Genomic DNA, 17241 nt, shown 5'->3' on the forward strand with positions numbered 1-17241 from the left:
GGGCAGAGCGGGCGCGGCGTCACGATCTTCGCGGTGGCCGAAATACGACCTGTCGCACTTTGGACAGCCCGCGTCACGTCAACAGCAGCTTCGCGATGCGCCGCGTGGACCCCCAGACGCCGATCGCCGCGAGCACCAGCAGGTACGCGAGGTTGGCCGCCATGCTCCACGAGAAGAAGCCTGTCGCGAGGCCACGCATGAGCTCGATGCCGTGGTACAGCGGGAAACAGCGGACGACCCACTGCAGGGCCTCGGGGTACACGGTGATCGGGAAGAACGTGGTGGAGAACAGGAACATCGGCATGAGCACGAGCTGGATGTAGTCGAACTGCGACGTCGACTTCAGGTAGCTCACGAGCGTGATACTGATGGCCGAGAACGCGAACGACACCAGGAGCGCCACCGGCAGGAGCAGCAGCGCCCACCATGAGGTGAGCAAGCCCATCGCGCCCGTGACGGCCATGAACGCGACCGAGTACAGCCCGCCCCTCAGCATCGCCCAGCCGATCTCCCCCAGCGCGACGTCGAGCGGCCCGATGGGGGTGGCGAGCATGGCGTCGTACGTTTTCGCGTAGCGCAGCTTGAAGAACAGGTTGTACGTGCTCTCGAACACGGCCCCGTTCATCGCCGACGACGCCAGCAGCGCCGGCGCCACGAAGGCGACGTAGCTGATCGGCTGCCCGTCCGGGCCCGGCACGGTCTGCACGAGCTTGCCGAACCCGACCTGGAACGCGAGCAAGTAGAACAGCGGTTCGAGGGCGCCGGACAGCAGCATCGACCACGAGCGGCCGTAGACGGTGACGGCGCGCTCGATGAGGGCGCCGGCTCGGCCGCTGTACATGCCGGCGGGCAGGACGCGGATGAGGAGACCGCGGCGTTGGAACTCGGGGGCTTGGACGTCGGTCATCACGCCACCGGCCCTTCCGCCGGAGCAGCGATGCGCGGCAGCCGCTCACCGGGCGGCCGTTCGGCTGGACTTGACAGAGCAGCGTGCGACTCGACGAGCCACGACACAGCGGATTGCGGCACCGGCCCCGGTGCAAGGGGCAGCACCGGCTCCCCCGGGAGCCGCGCGGCAGCCGCCGAGGGGGTGCTGACAACACGAATCATCGTGACGCCGCGTGCCGAACCACGAGTGCGGGCCCGGGAGCCCAGGCGAGCTGAGGTCATCACGCCACCAGCCGGTGGAAGAACCAGCGGTGGGCCAGGGCCCAGCCAACCGCCACGAGGGCCGCCAGGTAGGCGAGATGGCCGAGGGCCACGAGGGGGCCGATGCCGCCCAGCGTGGCGGCGCGGGAGAGTTGCGTGCCGTGCCAGAGCGGGGACAGCCAGGCGAGCCAGCGCAGGTACACGGGGATCTGGGTGATCGGGAAGAAGGTGCCCGAGAACAACGTCATCGGCATCACCACGAAGCGGAACAGCAGCCCGAAGCGCTGCCCCTCGTCGAAGGTCTTCGCCGCCAGCGCGGTCATCGGGGCCGCGCAGGCGAGCCCGGTGAGCGTGCCGATGAGCACCACCAGCACAACGCCGAAGTTCTGCCACGCGCCGAAGAGCACGGCGATCACCGCGTAGATCGTGCCGGCCAGGGTGAGCTTCAGGCCCGACCAGATGAAGTGCGCGCCGACCAGCTGGCCGGGCGACACGGGGGTGGCCGTGACCGCCAGGTAGTCCTTCTGCCACTTGAACCCCGACAGCACGGGGTACGTCGAGTCGCCCACGCCCTGCTGCGCGGCGCCCGCCACGAGCAGCGCGGGAGCGACGTACACGAGGTAGGACACCCCGCCCGTGGCCGGTCCCGCCTGCACCTGCGAACCGAAGCCCAGCCCCATCGCGGCGAGGAACAGCACGGGTTGCAGGCCGGTGGAGTACAGCGTGCTCACCCAGTGCCGCCGGTACCACGTCCAGTGGCCCTCGACGCGCAGCCACGCACCACGCCAGGGGCCGACCACGCGGCCCGTCGCGGAGATCGTCATCAGTCCACCAACGTCCGGCCGGTCAGGCGCAGGAACACGTCCTCCAGCGAGCTGCGCCGCACCAGGCTGGACACCGGGCGCAGGCCGCGTTCGTGCGCGCGCTCGAGGGTGGCCTCGCCCGTCATCGTGTACAGCAGCACGCGGTCGGGCAGCACCTCGATGCGCTCGGCCAGCCCTGTCACCACCTCGGCCGCCGCGGCCTGTTCGCCCGGCGCGAACCGCAGCTCCACCACCTCTCGCGTGGAGTAGCGCGTGATCAGCTCCGCCGGCGAGCCCTCGGCGGCGATGCGGCCGCCGTCCATGACCACGAGGCGGTCGCACAGTTGTTCTGCCTCGTCCATGTAGTGGGTGGTCACGATGAGGGTGGTGCCGCGGGCCTTCAACCGGAACAGGCGGTCCCACAGCAGGTGGCGGGCCTGCGGGTCGAGACCCGTGGTCGGCTCGTCGAGCAGCAGCACCTCCGGGTCGTTGACCAGCGACCGCGCGATCGTGAGCCGCCGCTTCATGCCGCCCGAGAGCGAGTCGACGGTGTTCTCCGCGCGATCGCTCAGCTGCGCGAACTCCATCAGCTCCTCGGCCTTGGCCCGCACGTGCGCCCGCGACAGCCCGAAGTACCGCCCGTAGATCTGCAGGTTCTGCCGCACCGACAGCTCGACGTCGAGATTGTCCTCCTGCGGCACCACACCCAGGCGCGCACGGATGCGCGGCCCGTCGACGTCCGGGTCCATGCCCAGCACGCGCAGGTCGCCGTCGGTGCGCGGCGACACGCACGCGATCATCCGCATCGTCGAGGACTTCCCCGCGCCGTTGGGCCCGAGGAAGCCGAACGACTCCCCCGCGCGCACCTCGACGTCGATGCCGCGGACCGCTTCGAACTCACCGAACCGCTTCACCAGTGCCTTCGCCTGCACCAGTGCCGGTTCCGCCGTTGACTCACCCACGGAACCGACACTAGGCCGTGGCACCGACAGTTTTCGAGCGGTTTCCGATCGGTCAGCGCACGGTGACCGTCAAGTCCCGCGAAACACCGTTGACCCGCACGGAAATCCGCGCCACCCCCGGGTGCAACGCGGTCAGCACGCCACTCGCCGGGTCGTAGGCCACGACATCCCACGGCGCCGGCCGCCCTGCGCCGACGTACGCTGCGAAGCCGCTCCAGTCCGCGCTCACCGGGTACGCGACCGGCACGGCCCGGCCGGCCTGCGTCACCGTCGCGGTCAGTTGAGCCTTCTCACCGCGACGCAGCGAAGCGGGCCCGGACAGCGTCAGCGCGTCCACGTTCGGCTTCGTCTCGAAGCGCACCGGCTGATCGCGCGCCGAAGGGTCCACCCGCACCAGCGTCCAGCCGACGAACCCGCCGTCACCCGGCGCGGCCGCGGGCGTCTTGCCCGAGTTTCCGTTGACCAGGTAGGGCACGCCATCGGTGCGCGACAGGCTGAACACCCCGGCGTGCGAAGCGATCGCGGCCGCCTGCTTGCCCGAGGACTGCTCGAACCCGGTGAGCCACGTCTGCAGCAGGTCGGCTTCCTTGCGGTCGCCCAGCTGCGAATTGCCCGTCGGACTCGGGTCCCGCACCGGGTGGTGCATCGCCACCACGACCCCGCGGATCGAGCGGTCGCGGGCGGCGCCGTCGAGCGCGTCACGCAGCATGCGGACCTGGTTGAACCCGCCGGCCCGCAGCGACCCGCGCGAGGAGTCCATCAGCACCAGCCGGATGCCGTGCACGTCCACCACCTGGTGGGTCACGCCGAACGCGGCCTGGAAGTTCGCGAGCCCGTTGCCGCCTTCGGCCTCGTGGTTGCCGGGGACGTAGTACCACGGCACCTTGCCGTCGAGCTCCTCACCGATCACCTTGCGCGCCAACACGAAATCCGGCGCCGTGCCGCGGTCGACGAGGTCGCCGTTGATCAGCACCAGGTCCGGTTTCGCGGCCACGGCCTCGCGCATCGCGCGGCGCGCCTGCGCCACCAGCGGGCCGTCGGGCGCGTCGGCGGTGAACTGCGCGTCGCTGATCACCGCGATCCGCAGGCCGCCGGCGCCGAGCGTGTCGTCGGTGACCAGCGCGGGGTCGTGCACGGGCGGGTCGGCGGGCACGGACGTGGAGGGCGCGACCTCGAAGGTGAGGTCGTCGAACACGAGATGCCCCTCGTACTGCTGGTCGGGCACGTTCTCCACGGCGTAGAAGCGCGTGAGCCGCTGGCCGTCGGGCAGCCCGGCCGGCACGTTCGCGGTCACGTACCGCCAGCCGGTCCAGTCCACGCTCAGCGAGAGGTCCACAATGGACGCCACGTTCGCCGCGTCGTGCAGCTCCGCGCGCAGCCAGGCGCCCTTGCCGTCACCGTTGACCCACAGACCGATCTTCTGCGTCCCAGTGGGCACGGGCAGCGGCGTCGCGGCGGTCACGTACGCCGCGCGCGTGGCCGTGGTGCCGGTGAGGCGGTAGTCGAGCGCCAGGCCCTGGCCGCCGTCGCGTCCTTCGGCCGGCGACAGCGCGGCCCCGACCACCGCCGGGTACACGCTCGCACTCCAGCCGGCCGGACCGTCCAAAGGAGACGCCACCTGGCCCACCGTGCCCACGGACGCGGCCAGGTGCTCGGTCAGCCCACCCGCGTGCACGGTGATCGCCGAAGCCCCCGAAGCCCCCGAAGCGGCCTTCGCGGTGACCTCGAACCCGTCCGCGGAGGGCTTCACGTCCACCACGGCGGGGTCGTAGTCGAGCTTCACGTCACGCGGTTCGACCCAGGTGCCGTAACCGTCGGCGTCGTAGCCGTAGACCTGGAACGTGCTGTGCGCGCCCGCGCCCGAGAGCGCGACCTGCGCGGCGCTCGTACCGAGCCGGACCGGGGTGCCGAGCACCGAGATCGTCGTCTTGCCCGACGCCTTGCCGTCGCGCGCGAGCACGGAGACGTCTTCACGCGCGTCCGGATGCCCGCGATCCGCGTGGGCGGTGAGGACGCTGTCGGTCACGCTCGCGCGGGCGGGGTCCGAAGTGCTCCACTTCGGCCGTGCGGCGACGGCGGCGCCGGTCTCGTCGTGGCCGTCGGCGACGAGCACCCGCGATAGTCCGGAAAGGACTCGCGTGGCGTCTTTCGTGTTCTGCGCGGGTGCGGGCGCGAAGCCGGTCAGCCGCCCGCTGCCGGGCGTGGTCTTGATGCCGATTCCGTTGGGCACCAGGCGTTCTCCACCGTCGGACGGGGCGTTGCGCACGCTCGGCGCGGCCTCGCCTTCACCACGCGCGAGCAGGGTGGAGGAGCCGCCACCGTCGAGGTTGATCGCGTCGTCGGCGCCGAGGGCCTTGAGGCGCCGGCCCAGTTCGGCCTCGGTCATGCCGCGGCTGTCGGCCTGGCGCCCGTCGACCGTCATGAGCCACATCCGCTTGCCGTCGGCGGAAAACCCGACGCCGGTGCGGGGCGCGAGCGTGGTGTCGTCCACCGGGAGCAGTTGCCCGTCCTTCAGCAGAGCTTCGTTGCCACCGACGGCCACGGCGATCTTCCCGGCGGCGGAACGCGGCGCGTACGAGACGCGCACGTGGTCGCCGACCTTCAGCGCGGCCAACGTGTCCGCGCCGGCTTCGCGGCCCAGCAGCAGCGTGGAGCCCGCCGGGATCGGCCCGTCGGCGGGCGCGGTGCGCACCTGCGTGACCACGCCGTCGCGCACCTCGACCTCGGCCACGCGAGCGGCCCCGGCCACCGAAGTCGCGCGTGCCGACGCGCCCCACAGCGGCGTGTAGACGCCCAGCGCGTCCTTGCCCAGCACGGGGCTGTTGAAGTTCGTGGCCGGCACGCTGCGTCCGTCCGGCAGCTGCACAGACGCTTCGAGGAAGATGTCGGCCAGCTTCGCGCGGCCCTCGTCGGTGATCGCGGCGGTGGTGTTGTGGCCGGTGGCCGGCGCGGTCTGCAGTTGCCCGTCGGAGATGCCGACGCCCTCGGGCGCGCCGGTCGCGTTGATGTCGAAGAAGTCGCCGTTCACGCCGGCCACCGCGCCGGTGCGCGCCACCTGCTGCGACAGCGGGGTGCGCGCGGAAACCGTGCCAGGGCTCAGATACGTGGGCTTCAGGACCTTGCTGGTGAGGTCGACGCTCAGCGTGTCGCCGCGGATCCAGCCGGCCGGGTCGAAGCGGTCGAACTGCGTGAGCTGCAGCCCGGGGGCGATGGCCGAGGTGGCGCTGCTGGTCTCGAGACCGTCGTCGGTGGTCGCGGCGGCCGTGACCGGCGCTTCGCGGGCCGACGACGCGACGGGCGCGCTTTCCACGGGCCGCGTGCCGAGTGGCGCGGCGAGCGGGTCACCGTAGGCCGGCGCGGCGACGGCGGAGGTGAACAGCGTGCAGAGGGCGCAAAGCAGCACGGAGCGTGACTTCTTCACCAGGTACCCCAGTATCGAGTGAGTGACTTCGCCCAGCAAAGTGGAGCGGTGCGGCCGACGGAAGGATTCCGGGTGAACTCCGCCTGAATGGCTCAGAACGGGCGGTTCCGGTCAGGGAGTGAGCGGTGCCCTCAGGAAGCCGCGCGCCAGCTCCTCGTCCCCGGTGACGCGGGGCTTGACCTCGCCGCGCTTCCACAGCAGCGTCAGCAGTTCCTGCGCGCTCGCCTCGACGGTGGCAGCCGGTTCGCCGTCACCCAGCGCGGGCGGTTCCCCCGGCACGAGGGTCCACTCGTGGCCGGTGTCCGTGGCGCGCAACGAAAGCGGCGCGGCCAGCGGCGGCGGCTCGTGCCAGCGCGTGATCCGCGGCAGCATCGCGCCGAGGACCTCGTCGACGCCGTCTGCCGACACCAGCGGGTCGAGGACCGGGGTCGTGCCGGCGCAGGAGTGGGCGTCGACCAGGTGCATCGCGGTTTCGTGGACCTGGCGGCGGAACCAGAACAGCTTCGTCTTCGCGGTGCCGCAGAAGTGCCAGCACCGCTCGTCGGGGTCGGCTTCTTCGAGAGCGGCCAGCAGCAGGGCCGCGCTCTCGGCGTACCAGCCGGCGAGGTCGCCCGCCGGAGAGTCCTCGAACGCCTGCTGCTGCGGCTCGCCGGTGCGCACGACCTCGGCGGCCCAGCGGTGCACGTTGCCGGTGTGGGTCACGAGGTCGGGCCACGTCCAGCCCGCGCAGTCCGGCACGGCCACACCGGCCTCGGCGGAACGCGCGATGTCGGTGAACGCCGCGGTGAGCTCGCGCAGGTGCGCGAGGTAGTCGCGGGCGGGCAGCGGCAGCGTCGACATGGCCCCTCGGAAACGGTTGGCGGGAAAGGGAAAGCCGGGGCGGCGCCGATTGGGCCCCACCCCGGCTTCAGGCCCGGCTCACAGGTCCGGGAACCACAGCTTCAGCTCGCGCTCGGCCGACTCCGGCGAGTCGGAACCGTGCACCAGGTTGTACTGCGTCTCGAGCGCGAAGTCGCCGCGGATCGTGCCCGGCGTGGCCTTCTCGACCGGGTCGGTGCCGCCGGCGAGCTGACGGAACGCGGCGATGGCGCGCGGCCCCTCCACGGCGATCGCGACGAGCGGCCCCGACGTGATGAACTCCAGCAGGTCGCCGAAGAACGAGCGCTCCTTGTGCTCGGCGTAGTGCTCCTCGGCCAGCGAGCGCTCGACGGTGCGCAGTTCGAGGGCGGCCAGCTTCAGACCCTTGCGCTCGATGCGCGAGACGACCTCGCCGACGAGGCCGCGCGCGACGCCATTGGGCTTGACGAGGACCAGCGTGCGTTCAGTCACGACGGTGTTTCTCCTTGTGCGGATTCGTGTTATCGGGCGCGAGCCTAGCCGACGCCCGGTTGCGGCCGGTTTCGGCGTGGTCAGCGGTGCTGCGGGTGAAGGGTCTTGGACCAGAGCGACTTGCCCGTCGCGTCGCGCAGGTCCACGCGCAGATCGCCGCTGCCGCTGTCGACGTTCAGCTCGCCGAAGTGCTGGAACCCTTGTGCGGGCGAGGAGTTCTGCGTCGTCGGCGCGTGCACGAACACCGCTTCGGGGCCGAACGTGGGGTCGAGCTGGTTCGGGCCGAACGCGCCGGCGTTGAGCGGGCCCGACACGAACTCCCAGAACGGGTCGAAGTCCTTGAACGCCGCGCGGTCGGGCGAGTAGTGGTGCGCGGCGGTGTAGTGGACGTCGGCGGTCAGCCACACGACGTTGCGGACCTTGCGGCGCTGGATCTCGCGCAGCACCCAGGCCAGCTCCGTCTCGCGGCCGCCGGGCGCGCCCGGCAGGTTGTTGGCCACGGCCTCGATGTCGGTGCCGTCGGGCACCACGAGGCCGATCGGCATGTCGGCCTGCACGATCTTCCACGTCGCGGTGCTGCGGTCCAGCGCGTCGGCGAGCCAGCGGGCCTGCTTGTCGCCCAGGATGTAGCCGGGCTTGGTCTGGTCCGCGGTGTTGGCGTTGCGGTAGGTGCGCATGTCGAGCACGAACACCTCGACGCGGCTGCCGTAGCGGAAGCTGCGGTACACCCGACCGTCCACGGCCTGACGGCTGTCGATGGGGTGCCACTCGTGGAACGCCTGGTACGCGCGCGGGGCGAGCACGCTCAGTCGCTTCTCGGTGTATTCGGGGCGGTCGTTGAGGACTTCGCCGGGGTACCAGTTGTTGAGGACCTCGTGGTCGTCCCACCAAGGGTGTCAACTGACCGCACTGGGCACGTCGCCTACCAGTGAGGATACCGACCATGAGCGCACCGATACCCCGGAAGCGGCGTAGGTTCAAGAAGCAGGTCAGCGCGCGAATGCCGGCCGTCCCGTTCACGCCGGACGGCGACGCAGCGGTGTGCTACGCCCGCCAGTCGCACTACACAGACGAGCACGTCCAGCGAGGTCCAGCCGCGGGACACGCACCGATGGACGAACGAGACGATAGAGATCACAGACTTACTCGACCGAACCACAATAGACCCGAATTTATGATATGAGACGAAACCAGGCTGCGACAAGGCACATAGCGGCGGACATCCGCGGCCTATAACCGGCCCGCACCGAGTTGCGTTCATTCAATCATTCATTCAATGTCACCTTCGCGATATCGACGGTTTTCGCACGAAGATCCCTTTACTCACTTACATTAGCTCTTCTTGATCGAACAACTTCGGCGACGATGTCTGCCCGGCAGCACCCTCCGCTGACGGTATTTCTATTTCTAAAGCCAGGCCAGCACTTTCAGAAGGCGGCTTTAAAACTCCGGTCGATATAATCACTGGAGCGATTAGTACTCGTGCGGACTTTCTGCCAGCTGGATAAAATTGAAGACCAGACATGTCAAGCATCCCACCCCTCAATGCTACTTGATCGAATTTTATATCGATCGGGCCGGTAACAGTACAGTCATTAAAGACAACCTCTGCACCACAGAAGTCCGCATCATCAAACAAAATATTGCCAAGACTTTCCGAACCCCTAATATTAAAGTGTTCGAATTTGTTCCTGCCGAAGTACACTAGCCCTCCGGAGAATTTTACTTCCCGAAAGAAGAGGTTAAAGTTTTTGAAGGTTGCACCCCCAAAAAATACTTCGCCTGACTTAAATACTGAGCCATCGAATGAAGTTATGCAGTCGTGGAATTTAGCCTGAAAGAAATTCACCCCATTTTCAAATGTGCAATTTCTCAGACCAATCCAGCCATAGTTCCTATCATCCCTGCGTCGCTGAATTCCCGTGAACTTGGCATCCTGAAACGATACGCTCCCGTAGAAATGTCCTCCGCTCAATTGAACATCGTCATATGTCCCACCCGAGAAGTCGAAATTCAGTCGACACCAGCCGGCAGATGAGTCAGGATCCAACACATGTTGGCGTATAACTTCAAATATTGATGCACGAACTACTGATTCATCATCATTTGTTAGGTGCGATGTGTATGGCATTCGCAAGTATGCGCAGAGCAAATCCACGCACATTTGCCGCTTGTCTGGCCAGTCATCGGCAAGACGACTGATCGCGTATACCCCGGCCAGGCGCACCGCCGCTCGCTCATGACCGAGTTGAACAGCGCCATCTTGATATCGTTTGCCGAACTGTTCACTGTCGGCTCGAAAGCTCGCAGCTTCATCAAGTCGTTGTTTGCGATAAGCGTAGACGAGTGCGAAAGACCCCGCGATCAAAGTTCCTGCAGATACAGTATTACGGACAAGATCAGAAAGGCCAGCCCCAGAAAGTGTTCCTTCCGTCAGTGGAAAGAGTCTTACTCCACTAAGCCAGGCAAAGGTCATGAAGATAGCGAGAGTGACTATCAGAAGCGTTAGGACTGCACCGATCGTTGTACCCAGGAGCCCTGGAAGTCGAGGCGTAAACCTTCCTCCCACTGTTAGTGAATGGGACCGCTTACGCTTTATGAGCCTTCGAAGAAATCGCACGAACACCATCGTTCTCACAACTGTCAACCAAGGCTCGCAGACTAGCTAATAGCCGCTGGATTGTAAATTCAGCGGTTCCAACAACCCTGTGTCCACACAGGAGGCCTTCCACCACGTGGTGAAGGTGCTCTGTCAGCGGGTTCAGCAAACACCCACCAGGTCCGGTAGCGTGTCACTCTGGGTGGCTACGCTCGTTCAGCACGTCGCACGCCGCACCGATCCCGGCAGCCACCTGTTCGACATCCGCGCTCGTCAATGTCAACCCACAGCGCGCCGCCTGGCTCCATCTTGACCATCCCTGCCGGTGCAGCGTGCCCATCGCGTCGGTCGTCCCTCCCGGATGTTGCGTCGGTCGGATGACGATTCGACGCGGGCGGCCCATCTCCTCGATCGGTGGCACGGCTCGCCCGATGACCGGAGTCACATCGTCGGCCCCGTCCTCGAACGGGACATAGAACGTGCGGACCAGCTCGAACGTCTCATCGGTGATGCCAGCCACACAGGTTCCCCGGTCGGTGTTGATTCGTAGTTCGGTCGCGCGGACGCCAGCCGCATACTTGCCGGAGCCCAACAGACCGTCGTTGACGACCTGATCCGCAACCGAGAACGCGACGCCGCACGAGACGTTGCGGGTGATCTCCCTCGGGATGCTGTCCTTGGTGGGCGGGCAGCCGAGAAGGTCGGCGAACCCACGGATACCGAAGAGGGCGGCAGGCTGGAGTGGGTCCGCTCAGCCGGATCCCGGAATTAGCGCAGCGGCAAGAACTCCTCGACGCAGGGGCGCTGGTGCCGCTGCTGTACTACGTCGCCACACGCGGCACCGGCAGCGCCGCTAGGCAGAACCAGCCGACGGGCCTGCGTGACGATCAGTTAGTCCGCGAACCCCACGTCAACCAGGTTCGCGCTGGTCACACGTGCTAGCGTGTTGTCAGTTGACGTATTTGGTGGTCGTCCCACTGGGTGTAGCTGGGGACCTGGGCGGCGAAGCGCAGGAAGTTCTTGTCGAGGCGGTTGTAGGCGTGCTGGCCGCGGTACTCGTCGAGCGTCTCGGCGACCTTCGACTTCTCCGGGGTGACGATGTTGTGCCACGTGCCGCCGTCGCCGGGCAGGGTGACGGTTTCGGTGAGGGGGCCGTCGGAGTAGACGGTGTCGCCGCTGTGCAGGAAGAGGTCGGGGTGGCGGTCGGCCATGGCCGAGAAGATGGTCATGCCGCCCAGCGCGGGGTTGATGCCGTAGTTCTGGCCCACGACGTCGCCGCTCCAAAGGATGCGCGTGTCGCGGCGGCCGACGGGCGCGGTGGCGAAGCGGCCGGCGACGGGTTCGCTGGCGGTGCGGCCGTCGAGGTCCACGGCGGTCACGCGGTAGTGGTACTCGGTGCCGGGCTGTAGGCCGGTCACGCGCACCTTGCCGGTGCCGCCGGTGTCGGGCGACACGATCGGCCCGGTGACTCTGCGGGCGTGGCGGAAGGACTCGTCGCGCGCGATCTCGGCGACCAGGCGCGCCGGCCGGTCGGCGCGCGACCAGATGATGCCGGACCCGGTGGTCACGTCACCGGACGCGACACCGTGCGTGAGCACCGGACGCGCACGGCGGACCAGCGGCGCGGCGGACACGCTCTCGGGCAGGAGCAACGCCCCGCCCACGATGGCCGACGCGGCGAAACCGGCCTTGAACAGGGTGCGGCGGGAGTGGGTCGATTCGGTCATGCCGGACGTTCTATCCCGCTGCGGCGGCTGGTCGGACAACTCCCGCTGACTTGGCGGTGAACGGACGTCCGGCGGTCCGCAAGAATGGGGCCATGGTGCAGATCGGCTTCCTGAGCCAACCCGACCGTGCCGAGTGGGAAGCGCTGGCCCGGGACAACGACGCGTACGCCGGAGTGGATCGCGGCGACGAGGGTTACGAATGGTCCTGGCGGGGCCTGCTCGACGGCGACCAGCCGCGCGGGATCGCCGCCTGGGTGGACAGCCGAATGGTCGGCTTCGCGCACTACGTGTTCCACGCGGGGATCTGGACCGCGGGACGGTGTTGTCTGGCGGACCTGTTCGTCGCCGCCGACGCACGACGGCAAGGGATCGCGACGGCGATCATCAGGTGGGTGGCGAGGGACGCCGAGGAGCACGGATTTCCGCGGCTGTACTGGAACACGCTGGTGGACTCGCCGGCTCGCGGGCTGTAGGACACCGTGGCGAAGGTGAACGAGGGGCTCGTCGTTTATTCGTACCGGCGCTGATCGTTGATCGGCCGCGGGGTGAGGTGACCGTCAGCGCTGCTGCTGTTGCTGCTGACTCGGCAACGTCCCCGCCGCCATCCTGCGCGCCACCTCGCGGCGCAGGTACAAGAACCAGACGAACGCCGCGAGGAACAGCACGCCGATGATGGCGATCGCGGGCAGCACGAACACCATGGCGATGAGGGCGACCTGCAGCACCAGCACCGCGGGCACCGCCCACACGTGCTTGAGCAGGCCGCACAGCGCGATCAGCGCGACGGCGATGCCGATGACCGTCCAGCTCGCCGCGGAGGTGATGCCGCCGCCGAGGTTGGCGATGACGGGCAGCGCCAGGGCGACCGTGATGGCCTCCATGATGAGCGTGCCCGAGAGGACGCCGCGGAAGCCCTTCATGGGGTCCTTGGGTGGCGGGCTGGCCGCGGGCTCGCTCATGCCGGTTCCTTCCCGAACAGGGTGCGGGCCTCGCCCGCGGTGACGACGGAGCCGGTGACCAGCACGCCGCCGCCGGCGAGGGGTTCCTCCGGGTCGTCGGACTGCTCGACGAGGCCGATGGCGGTTTCGACGGCCGTCTCGAGATCGGGTTCGGCGAGCACGCGTTCCTCGCCGAAGATCGAGATGGCGAGGTCGTTCAGGTCCTCCAGCGCCATCGCCCGCGGGGACGAGTTGCGCGTGACCACGATGTCCGACACCACGGGCTCGAGCGCGTCGAGGATGCCGCGCGCGTCCTTCTCCTCCATCACCGCGACGACCGCCGCGAGCCGCCGGAAGGCGAACTCCTCGGCGACGGTGGTGGCCAGCGCCTGCGCGCCCATGGGGTTGTGCGCCGCGTCGAGCAGCACGGTCGGGGCGGCTCGCACGCGCTCCAGCCGCCCCGGGTTCTCGACCTCGGCGAACGCCTCGCGCACGGCTTCGAGCACCAGCTTGCGGTCCTTGCCCGCACCGAAGAACGCCTCGACGGCCGCGAGCGCGAGCGCCGCGTTGGCCGCCTGGTGGGCGCCGTGCAGGGGCAGGAAGATCTCGTCGTACACGCCGCCGAGGCCCTGCAGCTTCAGCAGCTGCCCGCCGACGGCGACCTCGCGCTCCAGCACGCCGAACTCGCTGCCGGCGCGCGCCACCGCGGCGTCGACGTCGACCGCGCGCTTGAGCAGCACGTTGAGCACGTCGGGGTCCTGCTCCGCGATCACGGCGACCGAGCCGGGCTTGATGATCCCGGCCTTCTCGCGCGCCGCGTCGACGGCGGTCGGGCCGAGGTACTCGACGTGGTCGAGGCCGATGGGGGTGATCACGGCGACGTCGGCGTCGGCGACGTTCGTGGCGTCCCACGCCCCGCCCATGCCCGCCTCGAGCACCGCCGCCTCCACGGGCGCGTCGGAGAACGCCGCGAACGCCATGCCGGTGAGCACCTCGAACTTGCTCATCGCCACGCCGTCCTCGCTCGCGGCGTCGACCATGTTCACGTACGGCGCGACGTCGCGGAACAGGTCCACGTACCGCGCGGCCGAGATCGGGTGCCCGTCGAGCGCGATGCGCTCGGTGACCAGCTGCAGGTGCGGGCTCGTGTACCGCCCGACGCGCAGGCCCATGCGGGTCAGGAGGGCGTCGATCATGCGGCTGACCGACCCCTTGCCGTTCGTCCCGGCGACGTGCAGCACGGGGTAGCCGTGGTTCGGCTCGCCCAGCAGCGTCACCAGCGCCTGGATCCGCGCGAGGCTCGGCTCGATCTTCGTCTCCGGCCAGCGCTGGTTCAGCTCCGCCTCGACGGCGATGAGCTCCCGGCGGGCCTGCTGCCCGTTCGGATCCTGCGCCGGCTCCTCGACGCCCTGGTCGTCGAGTTCGTGCAGCTCCGCGTCCTCGGCCCCGAGCAGGTCGGGCACCGGCCCGGTCGCCAGGTTGTCCCCCAGCTGCCCGATGCCGCCGATCCCACCACGCGACCCGCCGCCGACGGTGTACGCGGCGTCCGGCGCGTCCAGGTCGGGGTCGATGTCGTCGGACTCGTCGTGCGCCCGCGCGCCCAGCTCGTCGACGCCGGCGAAACTGTCCGGATCCGCCAGCTCCGGACGCCTCGGCTCGACCTCGCCGACCTCCTCGAACGACTCCTGGCCGTCCGCCTCACCACGCGGCACGAACACGCTCCCTCGACAACGGGCCTATTACTGACCTGTCGAGTCTACGTGCGGGGGGCCGCGGGGGTTCGGGGCCGTGTCGGGAGGGGTGACCTGCGGGTTTCAGTGGTGGGGTCTACTCGGCGGGCCTGAGGAACCACTCGAACAGGTCGAACGCGCGGCTGCAGTACGGATCGGCTGCCACCTCGTGGTCAGCGACGTGGGCAGGGATCCCCGATCGCAGGAGAGCGGCCAGCTCGCCCAGAATCGACGCACTCGCGGTCTTGACGGAGGCGGCGTCGTCCTCGGCGATGGGCAGGCCGACCGCGATCGTGGTGCGGTCGGCGCAGCAGGTCAGACAAGCCCGGAGCTTTCCGCTGTGAACTTTCGAGAATCCGGGAAGAAAGAAGGGGAACATGCGCTGGAACTGCCGGACTCCGGAGTCGGCCGGCATCGGCTTGATGCTCAAGCTCTTCGGGCTGTAGAAGATCGACTCGCTCGCGGCATCCTCGGGGTTGCTGTGCTCCGGGGCCTCGAAGGTGTCGATGCGGGTTCCGCCGTGTGGGCAGCCAAGGCGTGGGCGAGACCCGACGAGAAGTCCGTCGGGCCGATCACGCCGCCGCCCTTCGAGGCGAGCCGAAACCGAATCGTCAGCGTCGAACGCCGCGACGTCGACGACGGCACGGAGAGAACGGCCGCGAATCGGTCATCCGCCGTGCGAACGATCCCGACCATCGCCGGACTCAGGTCAGGTCGGAGCGGCGCGATGAGCTGTTTGGCCCGATCGAGGATCAGCTCGTACGCGCTGTAGAGAGCCGCCACCTTCGGTGATCGTCCTGCCATCCGGCTGACCATATTGGGATTCCCGCAACGGCATGGCCCTCGAGTGGTTGAGTCGAGACCATGCCCTTCAATCACAACCACCGCTACCACCCCCTCCTCCTCAGCCTGGTTCCTCCGGAAACCCAGCGGGCACTCGACGTCGGTTGCGGGAGCGGGCGGTTCGCGCGCCGGTTGGCGGCGCGGGGGGTCGACGTGGACGCCGTGGATGTGTCGGAGCAGATGGTGCGGATCGCGGAGGCGCTGGGGTCGCCCGGGCCGGGGCGGGTGGAGGTGCGGCAGGCGGACGTCAGGACCGAAGAGCTGCCCGAAGCCACCTACGGGTTCATCTCCTGTCTCGCGTCCCTGCACCACATGCCGTTCGAGACCGTCACCAAGCTCAGGGACGCGCTGAAGCCCGGTGGGGTCCTCGCGGTGCTGGGGCTGGCGCGGCCGAGCACGCCCGCCGACTACGTGGTGGACCTCGGGTGGGCACCGGTGAACCTCGTGGCGCGCGGGATCGTCGCGGCGGGTGAGTGGCTCAACGGCGGGCCGGATCCGACGCCGGCGCCGCCGGTCGAGATGGAGTTCCCGAGCATGAACGCGATCCGACGCCAGGCGCGCGAGCTGCTGCCCGGCAGCACGATCAAGCTGCTGCCGTTCTGGCGGCACCTGCTGACGTACCGGAAACCATCGGCCTGACCCGGATCCGGCTGCGTCACCCCACTGGCGGGTGAATCCCGGGGCCGTGTACCCGAACGGCGGCAGGCAACCCACCGTGAGCTGGCTAAACGTGAGAAGAGTCCGTGAATTCGGTTCGGAGAAACGGGGCCTTCATGCGTACCACCCGGCTCGTGTTCGCCGCGCTGGCGGCTGTTGCAGCCGCCACGTCGGTCAGCACCGCGGCGAGCGCCACCTCGCAGCTGGAGCACTTCCGCCACTACGTCGCGCTCGGCGACTCGTACACCGCGGGGCCGTTGATTCCCACGCAGCGCCTCGACCCGATCGGGTGCGCGAGAAGCTCGTCGAACTACCCGTCGATCCTGGCCGCCGCGTTGCGGGTGGGCAGTTACACGGACATCAGCTGCTCGGGCGCGGACACGTCGAACATGGCGGGCCCGCAGAGTGTGCCGCTCGGGGTGAACGCGCCGCAGTTCTCCGCGCTGCGCCTCGACACCGACCTCGTGACGCTCGGCATCGGCGGCAACGACTCCAGCGTCTTCGCCACGCTCGTCGGCGTGTGCCCGGCGCTGCGCTCCAGCGACCCGAGCGGCAACCCGTGCGAACGCCACTTCACGGCCGGCGGCACGGATTCCATCAAGGCCGCGTTGAAGAACACACAGCAGAGCATCAAGGAGGTGCTCGCCGGCATCCACGCCCGCTCCCCGCAGGCGAAGGTGCTCGCCATCGGCTACCCGCGCATCGCGCCGGCTTCGGGTTATTGCCCGAGCGTGCTGCCCTTCGCCGACGGCGACTACGCCTGGCTCTCGAGCGTCGAGGAAGCCCTGAACAAGGCCATCGAGAACGCCGTCGAGGCCGACGGCAACACGTCCTATGTGGACACGTTCACCCCGTCGACCGGCCACGACGCCTGCGCGCCCGACGGCGCGGCCTGGATCAACGGCCGGAACACGCTGCTCTTCACCGCCGCCGCGTACCACCCGCTGCCCGAAGGCATGGCGGGCCTCGCCGGGATCATCTACCGGCAGCTGGCCGGCTGACTCCCCCCGATTGATTCCCCGGGTGACTTCCCGGGTGACCGCGAACGACCGGGGGCGGCCCTCACCCGCCCGCCCCCGTCGC

14 protein-coding genes and 2 pseudogenes are annotated in these 17241 nt (G+C 68.7%); 3 read left to right on the forward strand and 13 right to left on the reverse strand.

The window, feature by feature from the left end; all coding sequences use genetic code 11:
• Positions 1 to 73 precede the first annotated feature (73 nt).
• From ACWEOE_RS13190 to ACWEOE_RS13235, 10 genes and pseudogenes are all read right to left on the reverse strand, one after another.
• Complete coding sequence (locus tag ACWEOE_RS13190; protein WP_452007828.1) at positions 74 to 907, reverse strand: ABC transporter permease; 834 nt, start codon at positions 905 to 907, stop codon at positions 74 to 76.
• 262 nt (positions 908 to 1169) lie between these two features.
• Complete coding sequence (locus tag ACWEOE_RS13195) at positions 1170 to 1973, reverse strand: ABC transporter permease (protein ID WP_452007830.1); 804 nt, start codon at positions 1971 to 1973, stop codon at positions 1170 to 1172.
• A complete protein-coding gene (locus tag ACWEOE_RS13200; RefSeq protein ID WP_452007832.1) occupies positions 1973 to 2914 on the reverse strand; it encodes an ABC transporter ATP-binding protein in 942 nt (313 codons plus the stop codon). Before ACWEOE_RS13200 ends, ACWEOE_RS13195 begins: the two co-directional genes overlap by 1 nt.
• A 52-nt stretch (positions 2915 to 2966) precedes the next feature.
• The gene (locus ACWEOE_RS13205; protein WP_452008215.1) at positions 2967 to 6317 is read right to left on the reverse strand and encodes a phosphodiester glycosidase family protein; all 3351 of its coding nucleotides are present in this window, start codon (positions 6315 to 6317) and stop codon (positions 2967 to 2969) included.
• 129 nt (positions 6318 to 6446) lie between these two features.
• Positions 6447 to 7175, reverse strand: coding sequence for a maleylpyruvate isomerase family mycothiol-dependent enzyme (locus ACWEOE_RS13210; RefSeq protein WP_452007834.1), 729 nt, complete (start codon positions 7173 to 7175; stop codon positions 6447 to 6449).
• Positions 7176 to 7253: 78 nt separating this feature from the next.
• On the reverse strand, positions 7254 to 7664 hold the full coding sequence (gene ndk / locus ACWEOE_RS13215; RefSeq protein WP_452007835.1) for a nucleoside-diphosphate kinase: 411 nt from the start codon (positions 7662 to 7664) through the stop codon (positions 7254 to 7256).
• 80 nt (positions 7665 to 7744) lie between these two features.
• Positions 7745 to 8551 (reverse strand): annotated as a pseudogene (locus tag ACWEOE_RS13220) (alkaline phosphatase D family protein); the annotation flags it as partial.
• Between the two features lie 440 nt (positions 8552 to 8991).
• Positions 8992 to 10140, reverse strand: a complete 1149-nt coding sequence (locus tag ACWEOE_RS13225) for a hypothetical protein (protein WP_452007837.1) — start codon at positions 10138 to 10140, stop codon at positions 8992 to 8994.
• 316 nt (positions 10141 to 10456) lie between these two features.
• Positions 10457 to 10783: a hypothetical protein gene (locus ACWEOE_RS13230; RefSeq protein WP_452007839.1), complete on the reverse strand. Its 327-nt coding sequence runs from the start codon at positions 10781 to 10783 to the stop codon at positions 10457 to 10459.
• Between the two features lie 439 nt (positions 10784 to 11222).
• Positions 11223 to 11990: pseudogene (locus tag ACWEOE_RS13235) on the reverse strand (alkaline phosphatase D family protein); the annotation flags it as partial.
• A 92-nt stretch (positions 11991 to 12082) separates the two neighbouring features.
• Here ACWEOE_RS13235 and ACWEOE_RS13240 point away from each other — a divergent pair.
• Complete coding sequence (locus tag ACWEOE_RS13240) at positions 12083 to 12463, forward strand: N-acetyltransferase family protein (protein ID WP_452007841.1); 381 nt, start codon at positions 12083 to 12085, stop codon at positions 12461 to 12463.
• Positions 12464 to 12547: 84 nt separating this feature from the next.
• Here the strand turns inward: ACWEOE_RS13240 and ACWEOE_RS13245 are convergent, their stop codons facing one another.
• The 3 genes from ACWEOE_RS13245 to ACWEOE_RS13255 form a co-directional block, all read right to left on the reverse strand.
• Positions 12548 to 12949: a DUF4233 domain-containing protein gene (locus tag ACWEOE_RS13245; protein WP_452007843.1), complete on the reverse strand. Its 402-nt coding sequence runs from the start codon at positions 12947 to 12949 to the stop codon at positions 12548 to 12550.
• Positions 12946 to 14640 (reverse strand): bifunctional tetrahydrofolate synthase/dihydrofolate synthase, encoded by a 1695-nt coding sequence (gene folC, locus ACWEOE_RS13250; RefSeq protein WP_452007845.1) that lies wholly within the window; start codon positions 14638 to 14640, stop codon positions 12946 to 12948. Before folC ends, ACWEOE_RS13245 begins: the two co-directional genes overlap by 4 nt.
• Before the next feature lie 115 nt (positions 14641 to 14755).
• Entirely contained in the window at positions 14756 to 15088 is a 333-nt protein-coding gene (locus ACWEOE_RS13255) for a hypothetical protein (RefSeq protein WP_452007847.1), read from the reverse strand.
• Between the two features lie 434 nt (positions 15089 to 15522).
• Between ACWEOE_RS13255 and ACWEOE_RS13260 the strand changes: the two genes are divergently transcribed.
• A complete protein-coding gene (locus ACWEOE_RS13260; protein ID WP_452007849.1) occupies positions 15523 to 16140 on the forward strand; it encodes a class I SAM-dependent methyltransferase in 618 nt (205 codons plus the stop codon).
• Between the two features lie 134 nt (positions 16141 to 16274).
• A complete protein-coding gene (locus tag ACWEOE_RS13265; protein WP_452007851.1) occupies positions 16275 to 17159 on the forward strand; it encodes an SGNH/GDSL hydrolase family protein in 885 nt (294 codons plus the stop codon).
• Positions 17160 to 17241: the final 82 nt, after the last annotated feature.

It is taken from the genome of Amycolatopsis sp. NPDC004368, assembly GCF_053602515.1.